This is a genomic window from Achromobacter sp. 1014246743 (genome assembly GCF_059760725.1).
Genome location: NZ_JCBANA010000077.1, coordinates 1 through 22,936, shown reverse-complemented (window position 1 = coordinate 22,936; position 22,936 = coordinate 1). Strand labels below are relative to the sequence as shown.

Here is a 22,936-nt window from a genome sequence, read left to right as displayed (position 1 = left end):
GCAAGCGGCGCGCCTATAGTGGCGAAAATTTCCCGGAAAACCCGCCATGCGCCGCTTCTTGCCCGACCAGTTCACGCTCATCCTGATCGCCACCGTGGCATTCGCCAGCTTCTTTCCCGCGGTGGGCAAGGGGGCGTCGTTCATGATGGTGGCCAGCAACGTGGCCATTTCGCTGCTGTTCTTCCTGCACGGGGCGCGCCTGTCCACCGATGCGATCGTGGCGGGGGTGAAGGACGTGCGGCTGCATGCCCTGATCCTGGGCTGTACCTTCATCCTGTTTCCCGCGCTGGGCCTGGGGCTGCGGGCGCTGTTCCCGGGCTTGCTGACGCCATCGCTGTGGCTGGGCGTGATCTTCGTGTGCACGCTGTCGTCCACGGTGCAGTCGTCGATCGCGTTCACCTCGATGGCGCGGGGCAACGTGCCCGGCGCCATCTGCGCGGCCACGGCCTCGAACCTGCTGGGCACGGTGCTGACGCCGCTGTTGGTGGCGGTGCTGCTGCACCGCCAGGGCGGCGGGCATGGCCTGGCCGACGCCGGCCGCATCCTGCTGCAATTGTTGCTGCCGTTTGCGGTGGGCAGCCTGCTGCGGCCATGGATCGGCGCCTGGGCGCAGCGCAACAGCCGCGTGCTGTCCAAGGTGGACCGCAGCTCGATCCTGCTGGCGGTGTACACGGCGTTCAGCGAGGCGGTGGCGCAGGGCATCTGGCACGCGTTTCCCGCCATCGACCTGGCGACCATGGTGCTGGTGAACGCGCTGCTGCTGGGCGCGGTGCTGCTGATCACCACATGGGGCAGCCGCAAGCTGGGCCTGTCCAAGGAAAACGAGATCACGCTGGTGTTCTGCGGCTCGAAGAAGTCGCTGGCCTCGGGCATTCCGCTGGCCACCGTGCTGTTCGGCACGTCGCAGATGGGCATCGTGGTGCTGCCGCTGATGATCTTTCACCAGATGCAGCTGATGGTCTGCGCGGTGCTGGCGCGCCGTTATGCGGACCGCAGCGAGCCGGGTCAGGTTGCCGCGCCCGCGCAGGCCTGAGCCTGGCGTGCCGCCGCGCCGGCAATCGGCGCGGCCGATTGCCGCGCGGGGCGGGCAGCCAAGGCGGTGGCGGTCAGCCTTCGGCGGCGTCCAGTGGCCGGATCTTGCCACTGGGCTGCCAATAGACGGCGCCCTCGCGTTCCTGCACCGCCAGCACCGTCAGGCGGCCATTGCGGCAGGGGCCGCCCACGCACAAGCCGGTGTCGGGCTCATAGGTGGCGCCGTGGCGCGCGCACATGATCAGGTCGCCGGCGCGGGTGAAGAAGCTGCCTTCCCAGTCGAGTTCGACGCCCACGTGGGCGCAGCGGTTCAGGTAACCGTGCACGCGATCCTGGTAGCGCACGAAGAACGCGGTGGTCTGGCCGGCGCTGTCGGTGACGGGCACCTTGACGCCCAGGCCGCCGTTGACCAGGTCGGAGGCGGCGCAGACGCGGATTTCGGGAGCGCTGGAGGAATCCTGCATGGCGGGCCTTGGAATCAAAGGGTGCGATATTCTGATAGGGGGGCGGGCTTGTCAATCCGCGGGCGCCGCGGCCGCGCTTTCCTGCTGGCGGGCCCACATGGCGGCGTACAGGCCATTCTGTGCCAGCAGCCGCGCATGGCGGCCACGTTCGGCGATGCGGCCGTCTTCGAGCACGATGATTTCGTCGGCATCGGCCACGGTGGACAGGCGGTGGGCAATGATGAGCGTGCTGCGGCCCTGGCTGACTTCGCGCAGGTTGGCCTGGATTTCACGTTCGGTGTGGGTGTCCAGCGCGCTGGTGGCTTCGTCGAACAGGAAGATGGCGGGGTTCTTGAGCAGCGTGCGGGCAATGGCAACGCGCTGCTTTTCGCCGCCGGACAGCTTCAGGCCGCGTTCGCCCACCAGGGTCTGGTAGCCATCGGGCATGGCCATGACCAGGTCGTGGATGTGGGCCAGGCGCGCGGCGGCTTCGATCTCGGCGTCGGAGGCGCCCGGGCGGCCGTAGCCGATGTTGTAGCGGATGGTGTCGTTGAACAGCACGGTGTCTTGCGGCACCACGCCGATGGCGGCGCGCAGGCTGGCCTGGGTGACCGTGCGCACGTCCTGGCCGTCGACCAGGATGGCGCCGCTGTCGGCGTCGTAGAAGCGGAACAGCAAGCGCGCGATGGTGGATTTGCCCGCGCCCGAGGTGCCCACCACGGCGACGGTCTTGCCGGCCGGGATGGTGAAGCTGACGCCCTTGAGGATCTGGCGCCGCTCGTCGTAGCCGAAGCGCACGTCGCGGAATTCGACCTCGCCGCCGGCCACGCGCAGCGGTTGCGCGTCGGGGCGGTCGGCCACCTCGCGGTCCTGGCCCAGCAGTTCGAACATGCGTTCCATGTCGATCAGGGCCTGCTTGATTTCGCGGTAGATGAAGCCGAAGAAGCTGAGCGGCGTGTACAGCTGCAGCAGGTAGGTATTGACCAGCACGAAGTCGCCCAGCGTGTAGCGGCCCTGGGCAATGCCGCGGGCGGCCATCCACATGACCAGGGTCAGGCCGGCGGAAATGATCACGGCCTGGCCGATGTTCAGCACCGACAGGCTGACCTGGCTGCGTACGGCGGCGCGTTCGTAGCGGGTCAGCGAGGCGTCGTAGCGGCGGGCTTCGTGCTCTTCGTTGCCGAAGTACTTGACCGTCTCGTAGTTCAGCAGGCTTTCGATGGCCTTGGTGTTGGCTTCGGAATCGGTTTCGTTCATCTGGCGCCGGAACTTCGAGCGCCACTCGGTGACGGCCAGCGTGTAACCCATGTAGAGGATGACGGTGGCGCCGGTGGCCAGCGCCAGCCAGGCATCGAACATCTTCCACAGCACGATACAGACCAGCCCGATCTCGAAGAAGGTGGGCAGGATGTTGAACAGCAGGAACGACAGCAGGGTCTGGATGCCCTTGGTGCCGCGTTCGATGGCGCGGGTCAGGCCTCCGGTCTGGCGGGTCAGGTGAAAGCGCAGCGCCAGGCCGTGCAGGTGGCGAAAGATCTGCAGGCCGACCGAGCGGATGGCGTGCTGGCCGACGCGGGCGAAGATGGCGTCGCGCAGCTCGGAAAACAACAGGGACAGAACCCGGGCGGCGCCGTAGGCCAGGATCAGTCCCAGCGGCACCGTGACGGCGCCCGGGGCGCCCTGGCCCAGTTCGTCGATGGCGTGCTTGTACAGGATGGGCACGTAGACGGTAGCCGCCTTGGCGGCGAACAGGCAGAGCAGGGCGGCCACCACCCGCAGCTTGAGCCCCGTCTGGCCCGGCGGCCAGAGGTAGGGAAACAGGGTGCGAAGGGTGGAAAAACCGCCGCGGCCGGGCGGCCGGGAGTCAGGTGCGGGCATGGATCGGCAGGGGCTGAGGGTGAGGGCCGGCGCGGGGCGCAGGCCGGGCATGACGGCCATTATCCGGCACGGGCGCTATTATTTAGTGGAAAACCCCTGGGCCGGAAGGACCACTTTCCGCCGGATCCCAGGGGTTTTGCATCCGCATTTCGCCTACTTCGGAGGGACTCATGGTGAAGGTACCCGCAGTAAAACTGAACGACGGCAGCAAGATTCCGCAATTGGGCCTGGGGGTCTGGCAGGTGCCCGATGACCAGGCAGCCGCCAGCGTCAAGGAAGCCCTGGCGGCCGGCTACCGTTCGGTGGACACGGCCGCGATCTACGGCAACGAATCCGGCGTGGGCGCCGGGCTGCGCGCCGCGGGCGTGGCGCGCAAGGACCTGTTCGTCACGACCAAGCTCTGGAACGACAAGCACGATTTCGACGCGGCGCACAAGGCGCTGGACGAGAGCCTGGAAAAGCTGGGCCTGGCCTACGTGGACCTGTATTTGATCCACTGGCCGGTGGCCGGCAGCGACAAGTTCGTGGACGCCTGGCGCGCCATGATCGAAATGAAGGAAGACGGCCGCGCGCGTTCGATCGGGGTGTCCAATTTCACGCAGGCCCATCTCGAACGCATTGTCGAGGCCACCGGCGTGACGCCGTCGGTCAACCAGATCGAACTGCACCCGGGGTTTGCGCAACGTGAACTGCGCGCGTTCCACGACAAGCACGGCATCGCGACCGAGTCCTGGAGTCCGCTGGCGCAGGGCGGCATCACCAAAGAGAAGACGATCCTGGAACTGGCCAAGAAGCACGGCAAGTCGCCGGCGCAAGTGACGCTGCGCTGGCACCTGCAGCACGGCCTGATCGTGATTCCGAAGTCGGTGACGCCGGCGCGCATCCGCGAGAACATCGACGTGTTCGATTTCGAACTGTCGCGCGCCGAGATGGACGCCATCGACGCGATCAAGGAAGCGGGCCGCCTGGGACCGGATCCGGAGAAGTTCGGCAAGTAAGGCGGTGGGGGCGCCGCGGCGTCCGGGCCTGGGGCGGCAGCGGGGCCGTGACCGGGCATGTCGGCGCCGGGTGGATGGGCCGGCGCCACGGGCCGGCCACATCATGGCGCTACTGTGCTGGCTGCTTGGGTGGGAAGAACCAGTAGCGCACGATGACGATGATGAGGACGGTCAGCGCCGTCCAGGATGCCCAGTGCCAGCCGCCGGTGCCCAGCAGGGCGGCCAGCAGGCCGAAGACGCTGAGCACGCCCAGGATGATCGGCACGCCCCAGACGAACATGTTGCCGCGGCTGTTCTTGCTCATGCGGGGCTCCGTTGGGGCGTGGCGGCGGTCTGGTGCTTGCGCACCAGTTCGGCGATGCGGGCCTCGGTGGCGCGGCGCCGCGCCAGCCACAGGTACAGGCCGCTGACCAGCACCACGATGGTGATCAGGTCCAGCACGGCCCAGATGATCTTGAGCGGCAGGCCGGCATAGTCGCCGAAGTGCAGCGGCCGCGACAGCTCCAGGGCGGTCAGGTACCAGGGCATCTTGGCGACGGTGGTGAGCTCGCCGGTGCGCCCATCGACCAGGACGGGCGTGTTCATCTTGGACGTCAGCGGGGTCGCGCCGCGCATCCAGGTGATGTAGTGGTGCGGGCTGCCGAAGGCGTTGCCGGGGAAGGCGATGAACGACACTTCGTTGCCCGGCAGGGCCTTGCGCGCCGTGTCGGCCGCGCCCTGGGCCGAGGCCAGCTGGGCGGGCACGCTCTGGCCCTTGTAGGGTTCCAGGATGCGCACGAGTTCGGTGCCTTGCCACAGGCGGAACAGCGGCGTGGACAGCTCGTTGATGACGCCGGTGACGCCCACCACGAAGGCCCACACCAGCGTGACGATGCCCAGCAGGTTGTGCAGGTCCAGCCACTTCAGGCGGGTGGAGCGGCCGGCGCGCACGGTGCCGAATTCCAGCTTTTTCATGAACGGGCCGTACAGCACCACGCCGGAGACGATGGCGACGCAGAACAACAGGCCCATGAAGCCCAGGAACAGTTCGCCGGGCAGGCCGGCGAACAGGTCGACGTGCAGGGCCAGCATGATGCCCATGAACGAGAATTTGTCTTCGGTGTAGAGCGGGCCGTCGAGCAGGACGTCGCCTGTGCGGCCGTCCATGCGCACCGCGTGGCCGGACACCTGGCCGTCGCCGGGCTTCTTGGCCATGCCGACGTAGACCTGGGGCTCGTCGGGGTCGAAGAAGAGGTAGTCGACGACTTCGCCCGGGTACATGGCCTTGGCGTTTTCCACCAGCTTGTCCAGGTTGGCGGGCGGGGTCGAGGCGGGCACGTCGGACAGGGGCTTGGCGTCGTCGAGCCAGTGCTCGATCTCGTGGTGGAACACCAGCGGCAACCCGGTAAGACAGATGATGAGCAGGAAGATCGTGCAGACCAGGCTGGTCCATTTATGAACCAGGTACCAGGTCTTGATGGTGGAGGCGGCAGTCATGGCGACGGCGGGGGCGGCATGCGCGGCCCCGTTCAAGGTAGGGTGGGTGAAAGTCGGAACATTATCACGAATAATAGCTATTCTCGTAACGGAATTTGCACGACGAAGCGAATGGGGTCATTAATAAGGGACGTATTCAAAGCGGGTTAAAAAAGAGGCTTGGGCCCGATCGGGCAAGCTGGATCATCATGCAGCAACGTTTTCTGAAAGTGCCGCGCAACGCGGTGGGCCGTGACTTCGCGGTGGGCGACGTGCACGGCTGTTTTACCCGCCTGCAGCAGGGCCTGGACCAACTGGGGTTCGACCCCGCCCGCGACCGCCTGTTTTCCGTAGGCGACCTGGTCGACCGCGGCCCGGAATGCGAAACCGTGCTGGCCTGGCTGGCGCAGCCCTGGTTCTACGCGGTGCAGGGCAACCACGAAGACTACGCGGTGCGGCACATCCGCACGAAACAGGTCGACGTGGACAACTGGCGCAGCTACGGTGGCGGCTGGTTCCTGGACCTGCCGCCCGAACGCCAGCAGGTCTTTGCCGAGGCCTTCGACCAACTGCCGATTGCGATCGAAGTGGAAACCTCGTCGGGCCCCGTGGGGCTGCTGCACGCGGATTGCCCGGTGCTGTTCTGGCCGCGGCTGGAAGCGGCCCTGCAAGACCGCTACAAGCGCACCAGCGCCGCCTGCCAGTGGTCGCGCGAGCGGCTGCGGCAAATGGATCGCACCGGCATCCTGGGCGTGCGCGCGGTGGTGGCGGGGCATACCCCGGTTGCCGAGCCGCTGGCGCTGGGCAACGTGTACCACATCGATACCGAGGGCTGGCGCGGCGGCTACTTCACCTTCCTGGACCTGGAATCGCTGGCGGCCTGGCCGCGCGCGGTGGTGACCGAACTGGCGGAAACCGAGGATTGACGTCGGGGAGCGGCGCCCCCTGGGCGCCGCGGGCACGGAATGCCGCTGGCGTGAGTCGGCGCGCGATGGCGCGCCGACGGATGACGATGGTGGGAAAAAAGCGGCTTACAGCGGGCGGGCGGCCAGCGGGCCGCTGCCATTGACCGCGCTGGTGCGCACGCCATCGGCGCCTGCGTCCACGCGCGGCACCGGGATCGGCGGAATGGGTGCATTGCCGCTGTTGCTGCCGCCGTTGTTGAGTACGCCGCCGCCGGCCGCCGGCACCGGAATGGGCTGGGCTACGGGCGCTTGCTGCGGGGCGCCGGTATTCGGGACCTGCAACGGCTGGGCTTGCAACGGCTGCCCCTGCGGCGCCTGCGTCGGCGGCGCGGCGGCGCTCGGCACCGGCAGCGGCTTGACCGAGTTGTCCACGCCGTCGGTCGAGCGGTTGTTGTTCAGGAAGTCGGTCAGGGCATCGCCGCTGGACAGGTCCAGCGAGGCCACGGCCTGGCCCGGCGGGAATTCCGAGAAATAGTATTCGCCGTTGTCGACCAGGAGGCCGTCGGGCCGGGGGGCGGGCTTGGCTTCGGGCACGCCCTTGAGCACCGGCTGCATGTAGTCGAGCCAGGTGGTCAGGGCCAGGCCGCTGCCGAATTCGTTGGTGCCCAGCGACTTGGGCTGGTCAAAGCCCATCCAGACCGTGGTGGCCAGGGTGGGCGTGAAGCCCGAGAACCAGACGTCGACGGCCTCGTTGGTGGTGCCGGTCTTGCCGCCGACGTCGTTGCGCTTGAGCACCTGGTGTGCGCGCGCGGCGGTGCCGCTGGTGGTGACGCCGCGCAGGATGTCGTCCATGACCCAGGCGGTGCGCGGGTCGATGGCGCGCGCGGCGGCGTCGCCGGCCACCACGGGCTGGGCCTGCATCAGCACGTTGCCCGAGCGGTCGGTGACGCGGTCCACCAGGTAGGGCGTGACGCGGTAGCCACCGTTGGCGAAGACGCTGTAGCCGTTGACCACCTGCAGCGGCGTGGCGCCGCCGGCGCCCAGGCCCAGCGGCAGCACGGCCGGCCAGCGGGCCTTGTCGAAGCCGAAGCGGGTCAGGTAGTCCTGCGCGTACTGCGGCGAGATGGCCTGCAGGATGCGGATGGTGACCATGTTCTTGGACTTGTACAGGCCCTGGCGCAGCGTCAGCATGGGCTCGTAGCGGTTGCCGTCGTTCTTGGGCTGCCAGTCTTTAGAGCCGGTCTGGGCGGCGGTCAGCATGAAGGGCTGGTCCGAAATCTGGGTGGCCGGCGTCAGGCCGCGTTCGAGCGCGGCGGCGTAGACGAAGGGCTTGATGTTGGAACCGGGCTGGCGCCAGGCCTGCGTGACGCGGTTGAAGGTGCCGCGGTTGTAGTCGAAGCCGCCGATCATGGCGCGGATGGCGCCGTCTTGCGGGGCCATCGACACCAGCGCGGCCTGCAGCGCGGGCATGTTGATGATTTCCCAGCTGTCGCCGTTTTTGTGGATGTAGACCACCGAGCCGCGGCTGATGCGCTGGCTGTCGCTGGCCTTGGGGTTCAGGGCGCGCGCCACCACGGCCAGCGCCTTCTTGTCGGAAATGGTGATGATGTCGCGCGCGCTGCGCGCCACGGTGACTTCCTGGGGGCTGGCGGCCAGCACCACGGCGGCGAGCAGGTCTTCGCTGTCGGGCGTTTTTTCCTGCACGCCGTCCAGGATGTCGTCCAGCGCCGCCGGGTCTTTCTCGACGCCGTCGGGCAGCTCGATCTGGTCTTCGGGGCCGGGGTAGACGGCGCGGCGGGTGTAGTCCAGCACGCCGTCGCGCACGGCGCGGTAGGCGGCTTCCTGGGACTTGGAATCGATGGTGGTGTAGACGTCGATGCCCTTGGAGTAGGTCTGTTCCTGGAAGACGCCGTACATCAGCTGGCGCGCCAGTTCGGCGGGGTAGTCGCCGTGGATGGCGAAGCCGCGCGTGCTGGAGCCGTCGGCGCCGCGAATGGTGATGTGCTGCTTGAGGGCTTCGTCGGCCTGCTCGGGCGTGAGGTAGCCCAGCGTCTTCATGCGGCCCAGCACGTAGTGCTGGCGGATTTCGGCGCGCGGGAAATTGGTGATGGGGTTAAAGCGCGACGGCGCCTTGGGAATGCCGGCCAGCATCGCGGCTTCGGCGGGGGTGACTTCGGCCAGCGGCTTGCCCAGGTAGGTGCGCGAGGCGGCAGCAAAGCCGTAGGCGCGGTGCCCCAGGTAGATCTGGTTCATGTAGAGCTCGAGGATCTGGTCCTTGGTGAGCTCGGATTCGATCTTGTAGGTCAGCAGCAGTTCGTAGAACTTGCGCGAATACGTTTTTTCGGACGACAGGTAGAAGTTGCGCGCCACCTGCATGGTGATGGTGCTGCCGCCCTGGGTCTTGGATTGCTTGACCAGGTTGACGAGCACGGCGCGCACCATGCCCATCCAGTCGACCCCGCCGTGCTGGTAGAAGCGGTCGTCTTCGGCGGCCAGCACCGCCTGGCGCATGACCGGCGGAATTTCATCGAAGCGCAGCACGTTGCGGTGTTCTTCGCCGTATTCGCCGATGAGGACCTTGTCGGCCGTGTAGATGCGCAGCGGCACCCGCGGCCGGTAGTCGGTCATGGCGTGCAGGTCGGGCAGGCTGGGCCAGGCCAGGGCCAGCGCCAGGCCGACGAGCACCGCCCCGCAGACACCGAGGCCGGCGACGGCGACGCCCGCCTTGATGAGGAGTCGTTTCCAGGGGAAGCCCGATTTGCCGCCCGGGGTGGCGGAGGATTGCTGGGGGGTGCTCATTGCTGGCGATTCTAGGGCAGAACCTTCATAGACCGGCGACCGCACCGGAAGGTTTCAGTAACCAAACTTGCCCGGCGGGATGGTCCGCACGACGGGTAAAGGATATAGGGACGGGGTTGAGCATACGCGCTGCGTGGGTTTCACGCTGCGGCGCTGCACAAGCGCGCCGTGAAATGTATTGCGCGCCGTGACAAACGGCAAGGCCGGTTGCAGATGTCATCCGGTGTTTTGCAGGTAGCGCTGCGGCGGCGCGCCCAGCGCGCGGTGGAACATGGCGCTGAACGCACTGGGGCTGCGGTAGCCGAGATCGGCCGCGATACGTGCCACGGGCACCCCTAACGATAACCGGCAGACGGCGTCGGCCAAGCGCACCTGCTGCACCCACTGGCGGTAATTCAGTCCTAATTCAGCCTGGAACAAGCGGATCAGGGTGCGTGCGCTGGCGCCGACTTCGCTGCCCCAGTCTTCGATGCCGCGCTGCAGGCCGGGCTGGTCCAGGATGGCCTCGCAGATGGTCTGCAGGCGCCGGTCGCGTGGCCAGGGGATCTGGATGGGTACGACGCGGGCGGCGGCCAGTTCGGACAGGATCAGCGCGGCGACCTGCTCGGCCCGGCCGCCCAGCGGGTAGTCGATGGGCTCGGCGGTCAGGGCCAGGATCAGTTCGCGCAAGAGGCCGCTGACCTCGATGACCTGGCACTGCGGCCAATAGGTGTGGGCGGCGTCGGGCTGGATGTAGAGCGAGCGCATCGAGACCGCGCCGATCATGTCGACCCCATGCGGCACGCCCGCCGGCACCCACAGCGCGCGCAGGGGCGGCAGGGCCCAGAAGCCGCTGGGGGTGGTGACGCGCATGACGCCCTGGACCGCGTAGATGAGCTGGGCGCGCGGGTGCGAGTGGGCGCCGGTGCGGGCGCCGGCCGCAAATTCCTTGGCCATGGCGGTGACGCTGCGCGGGCGGTCCTGGTAGTCCTGCGCGTTGACGCTGCGGGCGGGGTCGGGGCGGCTGGGCCGGGTCGGCATGGTGTCACTTCCGGAAACGGGATGAGGCCGGAATATAGGTAGGGATGGCGCTATTTTGTCACTTTCTCGACGAAAATTGGCAGGCAAGGCCGTGGCGACGTTCCTACACTAGGCCAGTGCGAGGCGGCTGGTCGCCTCGGCAGCCCATGGCGCCCGGCGTATTGCCGGCGCATGGCCCCTTTTTTCTGATCCCGCCACCGCCATGAATTCCGCCCAGAATCCCGCCGCCGACCTGCCGGACTTGTCCGCCCCGGCGGTCACGCCGACCCCAGCCGTGTCCGATCCGTCCACCGCCTTCAAGGTGCTGGGCGCGATCAGCGTGGCCCACCTGATGAACGACATGATCCAGTCGATCCTGTTGGCCATCTACCCGATGCTGAAGGACTCGTTCAGCCTGTCGTTTGCGCAGATCGGGCTGATCACGCTGGTGTACCAATTGGCGGCGTCGCTGCTGCAGCCCTTCATCGGCTTCTACACCGACCGCCATCCCAAGCCGTATTCGCTGCCGGTGGGCATGGGCTTCACGCTGGTGGGCTTGTTGCTGCTGTCGGTGGTGCCCTCGTTCGGCTGGCTGCTGGTGGCGGCCGTGCTGGTGGGCACGGGTTCGTCGGTGTTCCATCCCGAGTCGTCGCGGGTGGCGCGCATGGCCTCGGGCGGGCGCCACGGCCTGGCGCAATCGCTCTTCCAGGTGGGCGGCAACGTCGGCTCGGCCCTGGGGCCGCTGCTGGCGGCGCTGTTCATCATTCCGCATGGCCAGGGCAGCGTGGCCTGGTTTTCGCTGGCCGCGCTGTTCGGCATCGTGGTGCTGACCGGCATCGGCCGCTGGTACAGCGCCAACCGCGCGCGCGGCAAACCGCGTGCCAAGCGCGAAGGCGCGGACAACGGCTTGACGCGCAACCAGGTGCTGGGCGCGCTGGGCGTGCTGGGGCTGCTGGTGTTCTCCAAGTACTTCTACCTGGCCAGCCTGAACAGCTATTTCACGTTCTACCTGATCGACAAGTTCGCCCTGTCGGTGCGCGAGGCGCAGCTGTACCTGTTCCTGTTCCTGGCCGCGGTGGCGGTTGGCACGGTGGTGGGAGGGCCGGTGGGCGACCGCATCGGCCGCAAGATCGTGATCTGGGTGTCGATCCTGGGCGTGGCGCCGTTCACGCTGATGCTGCCTTACGCCAACCTGTTCTGGACCGGCGTGCTGGTGGTGATCATCGGCATGGTGCTGGCGTCGGCGTTCTCGGCCATCGTGGTGTATGCGCAGGAGCTGGTGCCCGGCAAGGTCGGCATGATTGCCGGCCTGTTCTTCGGATTCGCGTTCGGCATGGGCGGCCTGGGCGCCGCGGCGCTGGGCAAGCTGGCCGACGCGACCAGCATCGGCTATGTGTACCAGGTGTGTGCGTACCTGCCGCTGTTGGGCGTGGTGGCGGTGCTGCTGCCCAACGTGGCGCGCAAGCGGGCCTGATCGCTGCGACGGCGGGGCGGGGCCGGCGCCACGCGACGGGCTTGGGCGAGGCGGCGCCGACCGCGTGCCCCGCTCAGGCCGCGCCGCCCGCCACCGCCGCCAACCGCGGCCGGGCCGTTTCGATGTCCTGGATTTCGCCGTCGCCGCTGTGGTGGATGACGGCGACGCGGGCGCCGCGCAGTTGCGCAAGCTGCTGCGGCGTCACCGCGAAGCTCAAGGCCAGTTGATGGTCGCCCAACGCATCGATGGGCTGGCGGCGGTCCTTGCCGCGAAAGCGCAGGTGGTTGTAGACCGCCCAGGCCACCAGCACGGCGGCGTTGGCCAGCGCCAGCAGGGCGTAGCTGCCCAGCGTGTGCAGCGTGGGCAGGAAGGTCGGCCATAGCGGCAGCTGCGGGCCGCCGGCGGCGCCGCGCAGGATGGCCGCGATGCCCGAGCCGAACAGATAGACGAAGGCGAGCCAGCCCACCGCGGTCAGCAGCAGATCGAACAGGTAGCCCGCGCGCGAGCGTTGCGTGGTGATGATCATGAGGCGTCCGGAGATTTGATGCCGCGGTCGGGGCTGGTCCAGCGGGCGCGCCGGGCCTGCTTGCGCAGCATGACTTTGGGGAAACTGACCAGGGTCGTGAACAGGCTGACCATCCAGTAGGCCAGCGGATACCAGATGACCCAGTACAGCGCGCGCCACAGGCCGGGCTCGTAGCGGCGGTCGATGAGGATGCTGATGGCGAACTGCAGCAGGCAGACCACGGCCAGCATCATGCCGGTGAAGGCGGGCGGCATCAGGCTGGCGATGTGCATGTTGTGCGGCAGGGTCACGACCTGGCTGACCAGCCACAGCAGCACCGAGATGCCGAACGCGAAGGCCCAGGCGGTGGACAGGCAGAATTCCAGCATCAGCGGCCACAGGCGGCGGTGGCGCCAGGTCCAGATCGACCGCAGGTTTTTCAGGAACACCTCGGCGCCGCCCTGGGCCCAGCGCAGGCGCTGCTTCCACAGCCCGCGCAGCGTTTCCGGCATGAGGATCCAGCACAGGCCGCGCGGCTCGTAGAAGATCGACCAGTGGTCGCGTTGCAGCTTCCAGCTGATGTCGATGTCTTCGGTGATCATGTCCAGGCTCCAGTAGCCCACCCGGTCAAGCGCGGCGCGGCGAAAGGCCGCGACCACGCCGGATACCGTGAAGACCTGGCCATAGACGCGCTGGGTGCGCTTGATCAGCCCGATGATGGACGAGAACTCGCCCACCTGGATGCGGCCGATCAGGGTCGAGCGGGTGCGGATGCGCGGGTTGCCGGTGACGGCGCCCACCCGCGGGTTGTCGATCAGCGGCGCCACCAGGTAGGCGGCCGCATCCGGGTCCAGCACCGCGTCGCCGTCGATGCACACCAGGTATTCGCTGCGCGCGGCCAGGGCGCCCATGCGCAGCGCCATGGCCTTGCCCTGGTTCTGCGCCAGGTGCACGACCCGCAGGCGCGGATGCTGCGCGGCCAGGCGGTCGAGCAGGGCGCCGGTGCCATCGCTGGAGCCGTCGTTGATGGCGATGACTTCGAGGTTGGGGTAGTGCTGGCCCAGCGCGGCCAGCAGGGTCTCTTCGCCGTTGTCGGCCTCGTTGTAGCAGGGCACCAGGATGGAGATCAGCGGGTTGCCGGCCAGCACGGGCGGCGGGCGGCCAGGGCCCCAGTCCCAGCGGCGTTCCCAGTGCCACCAGAAGTACAGGCCGCCGGCCATCCACATGCCGGACATGAACAGCGGATAGAAGAAGACGAAGCCCAGCAGCGCCTGGCCGGTCAGCATCATGGTGAAGCCGAACGGCGCGCCAAGCACCGCCAGCAGAATAATCAGGGCGATCAGTCGGTCGATCATCGGATGGGGTACCACGCTTCAGAGATGGCGGGCCGGATGCCTTGCAGCCGGGGCTGGTCTTGCGAGAAGTCGTCGGGGTAGTAGCCGAAGCTGCGGGCGCCGCGCAGTTGCAGGCGCTGCATCCAGCCGGCCAGCACCGCGGTGTCGACCGGCGTGGCCTCGGGCCGGCCGGGGCCGGTGCGCCAGTCGCGCGCCTGCAGTTCGAAGACGGTGCGGTCCAGGCCGCCGGGGCGTTTGGCCACCTGGTCGACCAGCTGGTCGAGCCAGGCGTTTTCCTGGCCTTGGGGCACGTTTTCCATCAGCGGCATGGCCATGGGCGCGGTCCAGTCGTAGGCGCCCAGGAAATCGTCCAGGTTCTGCGCGAACCAGGTCTCGGATTGCGGATCCAGGATCGGCATGGCGAAGATATTGCGCGCGGTCTTGATCTGCGGGCCGCGCACGGCGCGCACCTTGGCGGTCAGCTCGGCGGTGAAGTCGATCAACGCGCGGCTCTTCACGCGGGTCCAGCGCTGCATCGTGGCGGGGTCGGCGCGCAGTTGCGCGATGTCGCCCGGCAAGCCGGCGGCACGGTAGGCGGCCAACGCGCCGGGGCTGGCGTCTTCGAAGTCGGACAGCACCGCGTCGTCGTGGAACAGGATGCCGTCGAAGATGGCGTGGCGCGCCAGGTCTTCGTACAGGTCGCCGATGCGGGCCCGCGCAGTGGCGTCGAACGGCGACAGGCGGCGGTACTGGTCGGGGTCGGGCTTGGGCGCGGCCTGCGGCGAGTCCGGGTGCCAGCGCGCGACCCGCGCGATGGCCGGGTCCAGGTCGTAGGCCAGCACCGGCATCCAGGCGTAGACCATCACGTTGGCGCGATTGTGCAACTGCCAGGCGGCGCGGTTGAACAGGTCGGCGCGCACCGGCAGCCAGCGGTTGGGGAAGTACACCGAACGCACCAGGCCGTCGCCGGTGGGGTCCGAATAGGCCTGCAGGAACACGGTGTTGATCTGCATGTCCAGGATGCGCTGCACCAGTTCGCCCAGGTTGCGGTCGGTCTGGGCCGGGTCGGGGTCGTAGACGTAGTCCAGGTCCACATGGGCCACGCGCATGAAGGGCGTGGCTTCCATGCCCACGATGCTGTTGGCGAAGGGCTTGAGCGCCGGGTCGCTGGCCAGCAGCATGCGGGGCGTGGACATCAGGCGGTCGAGCCGGCCGGGGCCGTCTTCCAGGGTCAGCGCCAGCTGGTAGCCGTGCTCGGCGGTGATGCGCAGCGTGCTGCCGCCTTCGGCGCCGTAGGGCCAGACCCAGACGCGCGGGGCCTTGCCGGTGACACGCTCGATCTTGCGGCTGATGGCGGCCACGTCGGCGCCCATGCGGGCGTTGAACTGCGCCTCGGTTTCGTACTGGCGCGTGGCGGCGTCAAAGGCACGGATGGCGGCGGCGGGTTCGGTATTGCCTTGCGGATTGGCCAGCGCGCCGTAGTGCGAGGCATCGGTATGCGCGGCGATTTCGACCAGGCCTGATTGCGAGATTTCGCGGATCTCTTTCCAGTTCAGGAAGCGGCCGCGCGGCTCGGGGCTGCCGCCGAAGTCCACGGGCTTGTCGGCGGGCGTGTCCATCCACGTGCCCACGGGCGCCAGCAGGGCGGGCCAGCGGTAGGCCTTCAGGATCGGCAGGACGCGGGTGTAGAAGCTGCGGTAACCGTCGTCGAACGACAGCAGCACGGCGCGCTCGGGCAGCGGCGCACCGCCTTGCCGCGCGGCCAGGATCTGGTCGACGGAGACGGCCTGGTAGCCGTTCTCGCGCAGCCAGGCCAGTTGGTCGACCAACCGGTCGGTGCGCACGCTGAGAAAGCCCTGGTCGGGGTCTTCGTCTTCGACGTCGTGATAGGCCAGCGCCAGGAAGTGGCCGGGCTGCCACGGTTGTTCCGCGGCGGCCACGGGGCGCGCGGACGGCGGCGTGTAGACGGGAATGTCCTTGGCGCAGGCGGTCAGCACCAGGATGAGCCCCAGCAGCAAGGCTGCCAGGAAAATGCGGGTGGGTAGCTTGAGCAGCATGTCGGTCTCAGAAGCGATAGGCAAGGTCGAACGTGATGCGCAGTTCGCGCTCGCGCTGGCCGTCGTAAGGGCGGCTGATGCCGGTGACCATGGCGCCCATGTCCAGCACGTCGTTGGCGCGGTAGCGCTGGCCGTAGCCCAGGGCGATGACGCCGCCGGTGCCGTAGCCCTGCTGGGTATAGGTGCCGGCGCCGAGCGTGCCGATCTGTTCCCACGCGGTTTCGTAGCGCCGGTACAGCGTGTGCGTGACGCGTGCGCCGGGCAACAGCATCAGGTCCGAGCGGGGATTGAAGTAGGGCGCGTCGTCGCGGTTGTTGCGCTGGGTCGACAGGTCCAGCGTCAGGTCGGCCTTCAGGTGCGGCGCGGTGTAGACGCGTTCGCGGCCGGCCAGGCCCAGTTCCCAGCGCTGATTGCCGTCGGAAAAGCGCGACGGCGCCAGCGACAGCGTCCATTCGCGCCGTTCGTTGGCGCGCCAGCGCACAAAGCCGTTCAACCGGTTGGACGAGATGTCGTTGGTCAGGGCGCGCAGCGGCGTCTCGCGCGACATGATTTCGCCGCCACCGCCCACCTGCCAGTGGTCGTCCAGGTCGTATGCGGCCGACAGGCGCACGCCGGGTTTGACGCCGTGGCCGTAGCTGTGGGTCGAGACTTCGCCTTCCACGGTCAGGTCGCGGCCGCGCCACTCCACGCCGGTGCGCAGCCAGCGGTAGTGGCCGCGGCCTTCCTCGAAATTGCCGGTGGCGTAACCGCCGCCGCCGAACGCGCGCCAGTTGTAGTCGATGGGCGGCGTGTACAGCACCGCGTCGATGCCGAAATCGCCATTGCCATTTACCGGGCTGTCGGACGCCAGGCCGCGGTAGCCCTCGATGCGCAGTTCGGCCTTGTTGTGCACTTCCCATTCGCGCGCCAGGCGGCGGCTGGTCAGGTCTTCGGGGGCGCGCGCCAGCGTATCCGCCGACAGGGCCTCGGCCTGGCGCCATTCCTGCAGATCCATGGCGGTGAAGCCCTGGCCGTTCTCGACGGACAGCGCGCGCGGCGCCAGCGTTTCGGCCAGCTTCAGTGCACGTTCGGATGCGCGCGGCCAGTCGCGCTTGCGGTAGGTGGACGCCAGGTCGGCGCGCAGCGTGGAATTGTTGGGCGCGTTGGCGACCATGTCTTCCTGTTGCTGCTGGGCGGCCACGGTGTCGTCGGCCAGCAGCCGCGCGGACGCCACGGTCTGGGCGCTGGCCAGCTTCAGGTCGTTGGGGTTGCGGGTGGCCTGGCCTTTGTAATACAGCCACGGCGCGTAGCCCGAGCCGACCGCGTCGGTGACCGGCGCCGTCTGGTCGAACTGCTCGGCTTCCGCCAACGCGTAGTACAGGCCGGTCTCGGTGCTGAGGCGGTCTTCGGGATCGTCCTGGCGCCAGGCGTCGTCGGCGGCGACCTCGCGGTACAGGTCGCGCGCTTTCTCGGGCTGGCGCAGGTACAGGTAGGCCGACGCGACGTCGTTCAGCGCGTAGCGCGGCACCGTCACGCCCTGCGCGCGCAGCGCCTCGTACTCGGCCACCAGGTCGGCCATGCGGGCCCGCGCGTGCAACGCATGCAGGCGGTCGATGCGGGCGCGCCGCACATCGGCCTGCGCCGGTTCACCCAGCGCCTGCCAGGCGGGAATCAGGTCGGCGTAGCGGGCCAGCGCGCGGTCGGCGATGACGAAGCGCTCGGCTTCGCTGCGGGTAGGCATGGACGCCAGCCGCACCTGCTGGGCCACGGCGTCGGCCTCGAAGCGCCGCAACTGCGCGGCGCTGTACAGGTCCGGATGCTGGCGGGCCAGCGCCAAGGCCTGCCCGGCCATGCGGGCGCGGCTGAGCGCGTCGATGTATTCGCGCAGCACGTAGGGCGTGCCCGGGGCGATGGCCAGCGCCTGGTCGGCCTGGTGCAGCGCCTCGTAGGGCTGGCGCAGGCGCACGTGGACGTAGCTCAAGGCCAGGCGCGCATCGGCGTTGCGCGGTTCCCGCTTGACCCACGCCTGGCCGGCATCGCGTGCCGCGGCGGTCTGGCCAGCGTCGGCCAGGGTCATGATTTCACCGCCGGCAAACGCGGACTGGCCAGGGTGGCGGCGCAGGCCGGCGCGGTAGGCGGCCAGGGCCTCGGGCCAACGTTGCAGGTCGCGGTAGGCGCGCGCCGCGGCCAGCTGGATGTCGGCGGGCAGGGCGGCACCCGAAGGCAGCGTTTCATAGGCGGCCACGGCTTCGGCAGGCTTGCCGGCCCAACTGGCGATGACGATGTGGTCGTACACCGCCTGGCGGCCTGCGCCGGGCCCTTGCTGGCGCAGCAGGGCCAGCGCGGGCTCGTAATCACCGGCCCGGGCGCGTGCGATCAGCGCGTCGTAATCATGGTCCGGGGCGGCCCATGCCAGGGCCGGCGCCAGCACCGCACAGGCCGTCAGCGCCTGCCAGCAGGGGCTGGCCGTGCGCTGGCCGGGCCGGGGCTGCCGGGCGGTCAAGGCGTGGCGGGCATCCTCGCCCCGTCGGGGCGTTCCTTTTTTCAGCATCTGAAGTACTTCCGCAGTTGCGATATGGGCGCTCGGGGCTCCGCCGGCCGGACGCGGGCAGATGCCGTGTCGCCGAATCATGCGCAGCACAAGCGCCAACGGCGCCGGCGGCGAAGGGGATGAGCGTTCAGGTTTTCACTGCGCGGCGCCCGCTACGGGGACCTTCGCACTCGCGCTGGAGTGCATGGCTAGTACGCGCCACGCCCGTGGGGCGTGATCGCGGCGCTTCTGGTGGCACCGTCGATAGGTCGCACTTTATGGGTTTTCGGCCAATTCAACTGTCAATTACTGCAAAGGGCAGGCCACGGCGCAAGGCCTTGGCGTATTCTCTGCCGCATACCGCGCAACCGTCGTGGCGGTATGCCGACCGTCGGGCCACCCGGCACGGAACGTTTCGCGCGGCGGAGAGGGCTGCACGGCTTGCCGTGTTAGTAACAAAAAACGTCAAAGATGCGGGTATGTAACGTGTCCCCGACTGTGAATCCGGTGCAACAGATGTTCCACTCGACGGCGACCGTCCACGAGGGCGCGAAGCCGCAAAAACATGACGACTGCTTTATTTTTTCTTGTATGGGGCCTGGCGACGGCGCTGGCGCTGCCCTTGCTGTTGCCGTTCCAGGCGCGCGGCATCGCTGGCGTGCGCGCTTTCACGGCCGCCAACGGGCTGGCCGTGCTGTCGCTGCTGGCCTACGCCTCGTGCGAACTGATGCCCCCGGGCGCTTATGTGATGGTGTCCAACGCCGCCTGGCTGGCCGCGATGAGCCTGGTGTACGTGGGGGTGCGGCAGTTCTTCGGCTTGCGACCGCACGTCGGGCGTGCGGCTGCAGCCGCGGCCATCGGCGTCGTGGCGATGGCCCTGATGCTGTATGCCAGCGACAACCTGGTCGGACGCATGACGCTCTTTTCCGCCTACACCGCGGTGCTGATGGGGGCGACGGGCCGGGTGGTCTATCGCCAGCGCGGCCGTATCCAGACGCCCGGCGTGATGCTCTACGTGATGCTGTCGATATTTGGACTGGCGGCATTGAGCGCGTTGCGCGCCGTGCTGTACGGCAGCGGCTGGGTGCATGCGACGTCTTTGCTCGACCCGGCGCCATGGGGCCTGTTCTTCATCGTCTGCGGCTCGGTGGCGGTGCCGGCGCTGTTCCTGGCGCTGCTGCTGCTGATCCAGACCATGCTGTCCGAAAAGATGCAGGCCGCGCTGACCTTCGACAGCCTGACCCACGCCTATTCGCGCCGCAGCATCCTGGACGAGCTGGAACATGAATTGCGGCGCTGCGAGCGCGGCGACGGCCGGCTGGCGGTGCTGGTACTGGACATCGACCATTTCAAGTCCATCAACGACCGCCATGGCCATGCGGCGGGCGACAGCGCACTGCGTCATTTCGCCCAGGTGGTGCCCCGGGCGGTGCGTGCCAGCGATCGATTCGGCCGTCTCGGCGGCGAGGAATTCGTGCTGCTGATGTATGGCTGCGATGCCGCGCACGCGCTGGTGCAGGCACAGCGCGTGTGCGATGCGCTGCGGGATTCGCCGTTGTACCTGCAAGGGCAGGAAGTGCGCATGACCACCAGCGGCGGCGTGGCGACGTTTCAGCCGGGCGATACGGCCGATGGCATCCTGGCCCGCGCCGACCTGGCGCTGTACAAGGCCAAGGAACTGGGCCGCGACCGCATCGAGATGGCCTGGAGCGGCCGCCTGCCGGGCCGCCAGGCGGCCCGGGAAGACGGCGCCGCCACGTTGGCGGCACCGGTGCAGAGCCCTACGGCTTGAGGTGTTCGGTGAAGAACTTTTCCATCGCCTCGTAGAACTCGAACTTGTTTTCGTCGTTGTGGAAGCCGTGGCCTTCGTTGTCCTTGACCATGTATTCCACTTCGACGCCGCGCGCCTTCAGCGCCTTGACCATCTGGTCGCTTTCGTCCTTGTTGACGCGCGGGTCCTTGGCGCCCTGGGCGATGAATAGCGGCGTCTTGATCCTGTCGGCGTGCAGCGCGGGCGAGGTGGCCGCCAGGCGCGCCTTGTCGCGTTCGGGGTCGCCGACCATGTCCTGCATCTTTTCCAGCATCGGCTTCCAGTAGGGCGGAATCGACTTCATGAACGTGAACAGGTTGGACACGCCCACGTAATCGACCGCGGCGGCGTACAGGTCAGGCGTGAAGGTCACGCCTGCCAGCGTGGCGTAGCCGCCGTAGCTGGCGCCGTAGATGCCGATGCGCTTGGGGTCGGCAATGCCTTGCTGCACCAGCCATTGCACGCCGTCGGTGATGTCGTCCTGCATCTTCAGGCCCCATTGGCCGAAGCTGGCTTCCCAGAAGCGGCGGCCATAGCCGGTGGACCCGCGGAAATTCATCTGCAGCACGCAGAAGCCGCGGTTGGCCAGGAACTGCACTTCGGGGTTGTAGCCCCAGCCGTCGCGGGCCCACGGGCCGCCGTGCGGATTGACGATGCACGCGAGGTTCTTGGGGGCGCGGCCGGCCGGCAGCGTCAGGTAGCCGTGGATGGTCAGGCCGTCGCGGCTTTGGTAGCTGATGGGCTGCACCCGCGCCATGTCGGCTTCGGGCAGGGCCGGGTTGATGTCGGCCAGCTTGCTGAGCGTGTCGGCGCGGGCATCGTAGATGTAGCGCGAGCCTGCGGTGCGATCGTTGTAGGCGGCGACGATGAATTTGTCTTCGTCGCGGTTGGCGCCCTGGATGGCGAACTGGTAGCCCTCGAGCTTGGCGGACAGGTTCTTGAACAGCGTTTCGGTTTCTTTGTCGAAGAACTTGAACTGCGGCTTGTCGGTCTGGTAGGACGCCACGGTCAGGACGCGACGCTTGCGCGAGAAGCCGGCCGCGTCGAGGTCGACGGTGTCGGGGGTGAAGATCTCGTCTTCCTTGTCGGGCGTGGCCGGGTCGATGACCACCAGGCCCAGCTTGTCGCGGCCGCGGTTGGACAGGGCGTAGAACTTCTTGTCGTCGAAGGTGAAAAAGGCCGGGCTGACGCTGGTGCGGTAGTCGGTCGTGAGCAGCGGGCGGAATTCCGAGGCTTCGTTGTCGCGGTAGAGCAGGGTGGTGTTCAGGCCGTCGCTGGTGACGGCGGCGCGCACCTTGCCGGCGTGGTCGGTCTGCCAGCCCACGATGTTGCCGGGGTTCTGGGCCACCAGCACGCCGGCGCCGGTATGCACGTTGACGCGGTAGACGTCGAACACCTGCGGGTCGCGCTGGTTGTGGCTGATCAGGATGTGGTCAGGATCGTCTTCGAGATCGTCTTCGATGCTGGCGCGCACGCCTTCATACGGGGTCAGGTCGGTGATCTTGCCGGTCTTGGCGTCCACCGCCAGGACGTGGAAGTTTTCATCGCCTCCGAAGTCTTTCTGGTAGAGCACCACGTCGGGGCCCTTCCAGAAGAAATTGCTGATGTCGCGCGCGGTTTCACTGGTCAGCTTGCGGGGTTCGCCCACCGGCTTGCTGCCTTCCAGGGCCTGCACGTAGATGTTCATGCGGGGCGGCTTGCCGTCCACGCTGGTGGGCTGCATGAAGCCCAGGGTCTTGCCGTCGTCGGCCAGCCGGAAAAAGCCGCGTTCCGGGTTGCGGAAGAAGTCTTTCAGCGGGTAGATGCGGGGGGGCTGCGCGGCTTGGGCGCCCAGCGAGGCGCCGACGATGCCGGCAGCCAGAAGGGTGTGTTTCATGAATGAGAGCAAGGCGAACCTCCGACGGATGCAGCCGGCTGCACTTGCCGCCGGACTCATCGATAATGCCATAGCCGCGCCCGGGGTGTCGAACCACCGGGTGACCGAATTGTCCCGCCGGGAGCGGTCCCCGGGATTGCCTTGTTTGCGGGATAATCGCGGCTATCAATCTGGAGAAACACATGGTTAGGAATCTGGTCGCGGTGTCGGTGCTGGCCCTGGGCCTGGCGGGCTGCTCGCTCGGCATCTCGCAAGACAGCGCGTCGCCGCACAGCGAATTCAAGGCGCCCGTGAACTACAAGGACGCCTACGCCACCGTCGTGCGCCAGGCCAATGCCTGCCTGCGCAGCACCGACAACGCGTATCGCGTGGTGTCCAACCTGGACGAAAGCACGCAATCGGGTGTGGTGCGGGTGCTGGCCCCCTATACCGACAACGAAATGACCCGCGTCGACCTCAAGGCGGCGGGCCCCCAGACCACCGACACCCGCATCGTGGTGTGGGGCAAGGGCACCTGGGACGCGGCCGCGATGCGCGCCATGCAGGACGCGATCTACTACAACCTGACGTCGTGCTCGTCCTACATGCCGCTGGACCCGCGTCCGCCGGTCAAGCCTTCTCGCGATTTGGGAAAGTAAGCCCCCACGCTGCGCGCTTCGCGCTTGCTGCCCCCGAAGGGGGCTACCCGGCCTTCGGGCGGCCGGGAGGGATATGGGCCCCCACGCTGCGCGCTTTGCGCTTGCTGCCCCCCGAGCAACTGTGTTTCCAGTCAAGCAGCCTGAAGGTGCAATTGGCTGTTCCATGGTTGCTGGGAGCGGGCCATGGCGTTCAGGATTCGTAGCAGCTTGTGCGAGCAAGCGAC

17 protein-coding genes are annotated in these 22,936 nt (G+C 68.0%); 6 read left to right on the top strand and 11 right to left on the bottom strand.

The window, feature by feature from the left end:
* The first annotated feature begins 46 nt into the window (after window positions 1-46).
* Window positions 47-1,033 (top strand): bile acid:sodium symporter family protein, encoded by a 987-nt coding sequence (locus AC6LJ2_RS25330; RefSeq protein WP_263914804.1) that lies wholly within the window; start codon window positions 47-49, stop codon window positions 1,031-1,033.
* Between the two features lie 73 nt (window positions 1,034-1,106).
* On the opposite strand, the gene AC6LJ2_RS25325 is transcribed toward AC6LJ2_RS25330, so the two are convergent.
* Together AC6LJ2_RS25325 and AC6LJ2_RS25320 are read right to left on the bottom strand one after the other, a co-directional pair.
* Window positions 1,107-1,496, bottom strand: a complete 390-nt coding sequence (locus AC6LJ2_RS25325) for a Rieske (2Fe-2S) protein (protein WP_175219896.1) — start codon at window positions 1,494-1,496, stop codon at window positions 1,107-1,109.
* 51 nt (window positions 1,497-1,547) lie between these two features.
* Window positions 1,548-3,353, bottom strand: coding sequence for an ABCB family ABC transporter ATP-binding protein/permease (locus AC6LJ2_RS25320; protein WP_263914805.1), 1,806 nt, complete (start codon window positions 3,351-3,353; stop codon window positions 1,548-1,550).
* 170 nt (window positions 3,354-3,523) lie between these two features.
* Between AC6LJ2_RS25320 and AC6LJ2_RS25315 the strand changes: the two genes are divergently transcribed.
* On the top strand, window positions 3,524-4,351 hold the full coding sequence (locus AC6LJ2_RS25315; protein ID WP_498152434.1) for an aldo/keto reductase: 828 nt from the start codon (window positions 3,524-3,526) through the stop codon (window positions 4,349-4,351).
* A 109-nt stretch (window positions 4,352-4,460) separates the two neighbouring features.
* Here AC6LJ2_RS25315 and AC6LJ2_RS25310 read toward each other — a convergent pair whose 3' ends face one another.
* Together AC6LJ2_RS25310 and AC6LJ2_RS25305 are read right to left on the bottom strand one after the other, a co-directional pair.
* The gene (locus AC6LJ2_RS25310) at window positions 4,461-4,655 is read right to left on the bottom strand and encodes a hypothetical protein (protein WP_263914807.1); all 195 of its coding nucleotides are present in this window, start codon (window positions 4,653-4,655) and stop codon (window positions 4,461-4,463) included.
* Window positions 4,652-5,827 (bottom strand): PepSY-associated TM helix domain-containing protein, encoded by a 1,176-nt coding sequence (locus AC6LJ2_RS25305; RefSeq protein ID WP_498152433.1) that lies wholly within the window; start codon window positions 5,825-5,827, stop codon window positions 4,652-4,654. Before AC6LJ2_RS25305 ends, AC6LJ2_RS25310 begins: the two co-directional genes overlap by 4 nt.
* A 188-nt stretch (window positions 5,828-6,015) precedes the next feature.
* Here AC6LJ2_RS25305 and AC6LJ2_RS25300 point away from each other — a divergent pair, with 188 nt between their 5' ends.
* Window positions 6,016-6,732, top strand: a complete 717-nt coding sequence (locus AC6LJ2_RS25300) for a metallophosphoesterase (protein ID WP_263914809.1) — start codon at window positions 6,016-6,018, stop codon at window positions 6,730-6,732.
* A gap of 105 nt (window positions 6,733-6,837) precedes the next feature.
* On the opposite strand, the gene AC6LJ2_RS25295 is transcribed toward AC6LJ2_RS25300, so the two are convergent.
* Window positions 6,838-9,510, bottom strand: coding sequence for a penicillin-binding protein 1A (locus AC6LJ2_RS25295; protein ID WP_498152432.1), 2,673 nt, complete (start codon window positions 9,508-9,510; stop codon window positions 6,838-6,840).
* 216 nt (window positions 9,511-9,726) lie between these two features.
* Window positions 9,727-10,530, bottom strand: a complete 804-nt coding sequence (locus tag AC6LJ2_RS25290; protein ID WP_498152431.1) for an AraC family transcriptional regulator — start codon at window positions 10,528-10,530, stop codon at window positions 9,727-9,729.
* A gap of 202 nt (window positions 10,531-10,732) precedes the next feature.
* Between AC6LJ2_RS25290 and AC6LJ2_RS25285 the strand changes: the two genes are divergently transcribed.
* Window positions 10,733-11,983: an MFS transporter gene (locus tag AC6LJ2_RS25285; protein ID WP_498152430.1), complete on the top strand. Its 1,251-nt coding sequence runs from the start codon at window positions 10,733-10,735 to the stop codon at window positions 11,981-11,983.
* Window positions 11,984-12,056: 73 nt separating this feature from the next.
* Here the strand turns inward: AC6LJ2_RS25285 and pgaD are convergent, their stop codons facing one another.
* The 4 genes from pgaD to pgaA are packed head-to-tail and all read right to left on the bottom strand — an operon-like array spanning window position 12,057 to window position 18,409.
* Window positions 12,057-12,509 carry a poly-beta-1,6-N-acetyl-D-glucosamine biosynthesis protein PgaD gene (gene pgaD / locus AC6LJ2_RS25280; RefSeq protein ID WP_445658655.1) on the bottom strand — a complete coding sequence of 151 codons (453 nt, stop codon included), beginning with the start codon at window positions 12,507-12,509 and terminating at the stop codon, window positions 12,057-12,059.
* Entirely contained in the window at window positions 12,506-13,843 is a 1,338-nt protein-coding gene (gene pgaC / locus AC6LJ2_RS25275) for a poly-beta-1,6-N-acetyl-D-glucosamine synthase (protein WP_263914814.1), read from the bottom strand. The genes pgaD and pgaC overlap by 4 nt, the downstream gene beginning before the upstream one ends.
* Window positions 13,840-15,879 (bottom strand): poly-beta-1,6-N-acetyl-D-glucosamine N-deacetylase PgaB, encoded by a 2,040-nt coding sequence (pgaB, locus tag AC6LJ2_RS25270; RefSeq protein WP_498152429.1) that lies wholly within the window; start codon window positions 15,877-15,879, stop codon window positions 13,840-13,842. The genes pgaC and pgaB overlap by 4 nt, the downstream gene beginning before the upstream one ends.
* Before the next feature lie 7 nt (window positions 15,880-15,886).
* Window positions 15,887-18,409, bottom strand: a complete 2,523-nt coding sequence (gene pgaA / locus AC6LJ2_RS25265; protein WP_498152428.1) for a poly-beta-1,6 N-acetyl-D-glucosamine export porin PgaA — start codon at window positions 18,407-18,409, stop codon at window positions 15,887-15,889.
* A 544-nt stretch (window positions 18,410-18,953) separates the two neighbouring features.
* Between pgaA and AC6LJ2_RS25260 the strand changes: the two genes are divergently transcribed.
* Window positions 18,954-20,180, top strand: coding sequence for a GGDEF domain-containing protein (locus AC6LJ2_RS25260; RefSeq protein ID WP_498152427.1), 1,227 nt, complete (start codon window positions 18,954-18,956; stop codon window positions 20,178-20,180).
* Here AC6LJ2_RS25260 and AC6LJ2_RS25255 read toward each other — a convergent pair.
* Window positions 20,170-22,074 carry an alpha/beta hydrolase family protein gene (locus AC6LJ2_RS25255; protein ID WP_498152426.1) on the bottom strand — a complete coding sequence of 635 codons (1,905 nt, stop codon included), beginning with the start codon at window positions 22,072-22,074 and terminating at the stop codon, window positions 20,170-20,172. The two genes, AC6LJ2_RS25260 and AC6LJ2_RS25255, sit on opposite strands and share 11 nt — an antisense overlap.
* 182 nt (window positions 22,075-22,256) lie before the next feature.
* On the opposite strand from AC6LJ2_RS25255, the gene AC6LJ2_RS25250 reads away from it, so the two are divergent.
* The gene (locus AC6LJ2_RS25250; RefSeq protein ID WP_498152425.1) at window positions 22,257-22,712 is read left to right on the top strand and encodes a BPTD_2524 family lipoprotein; all 456 of its coding nucleotides are present in this window, start codon (window positions 22,257-22,259) and stop codon (window positions 22,710-22,712) included.
* Window positions 22,713-22,936 lie beyond the last annotated feature (224 nt).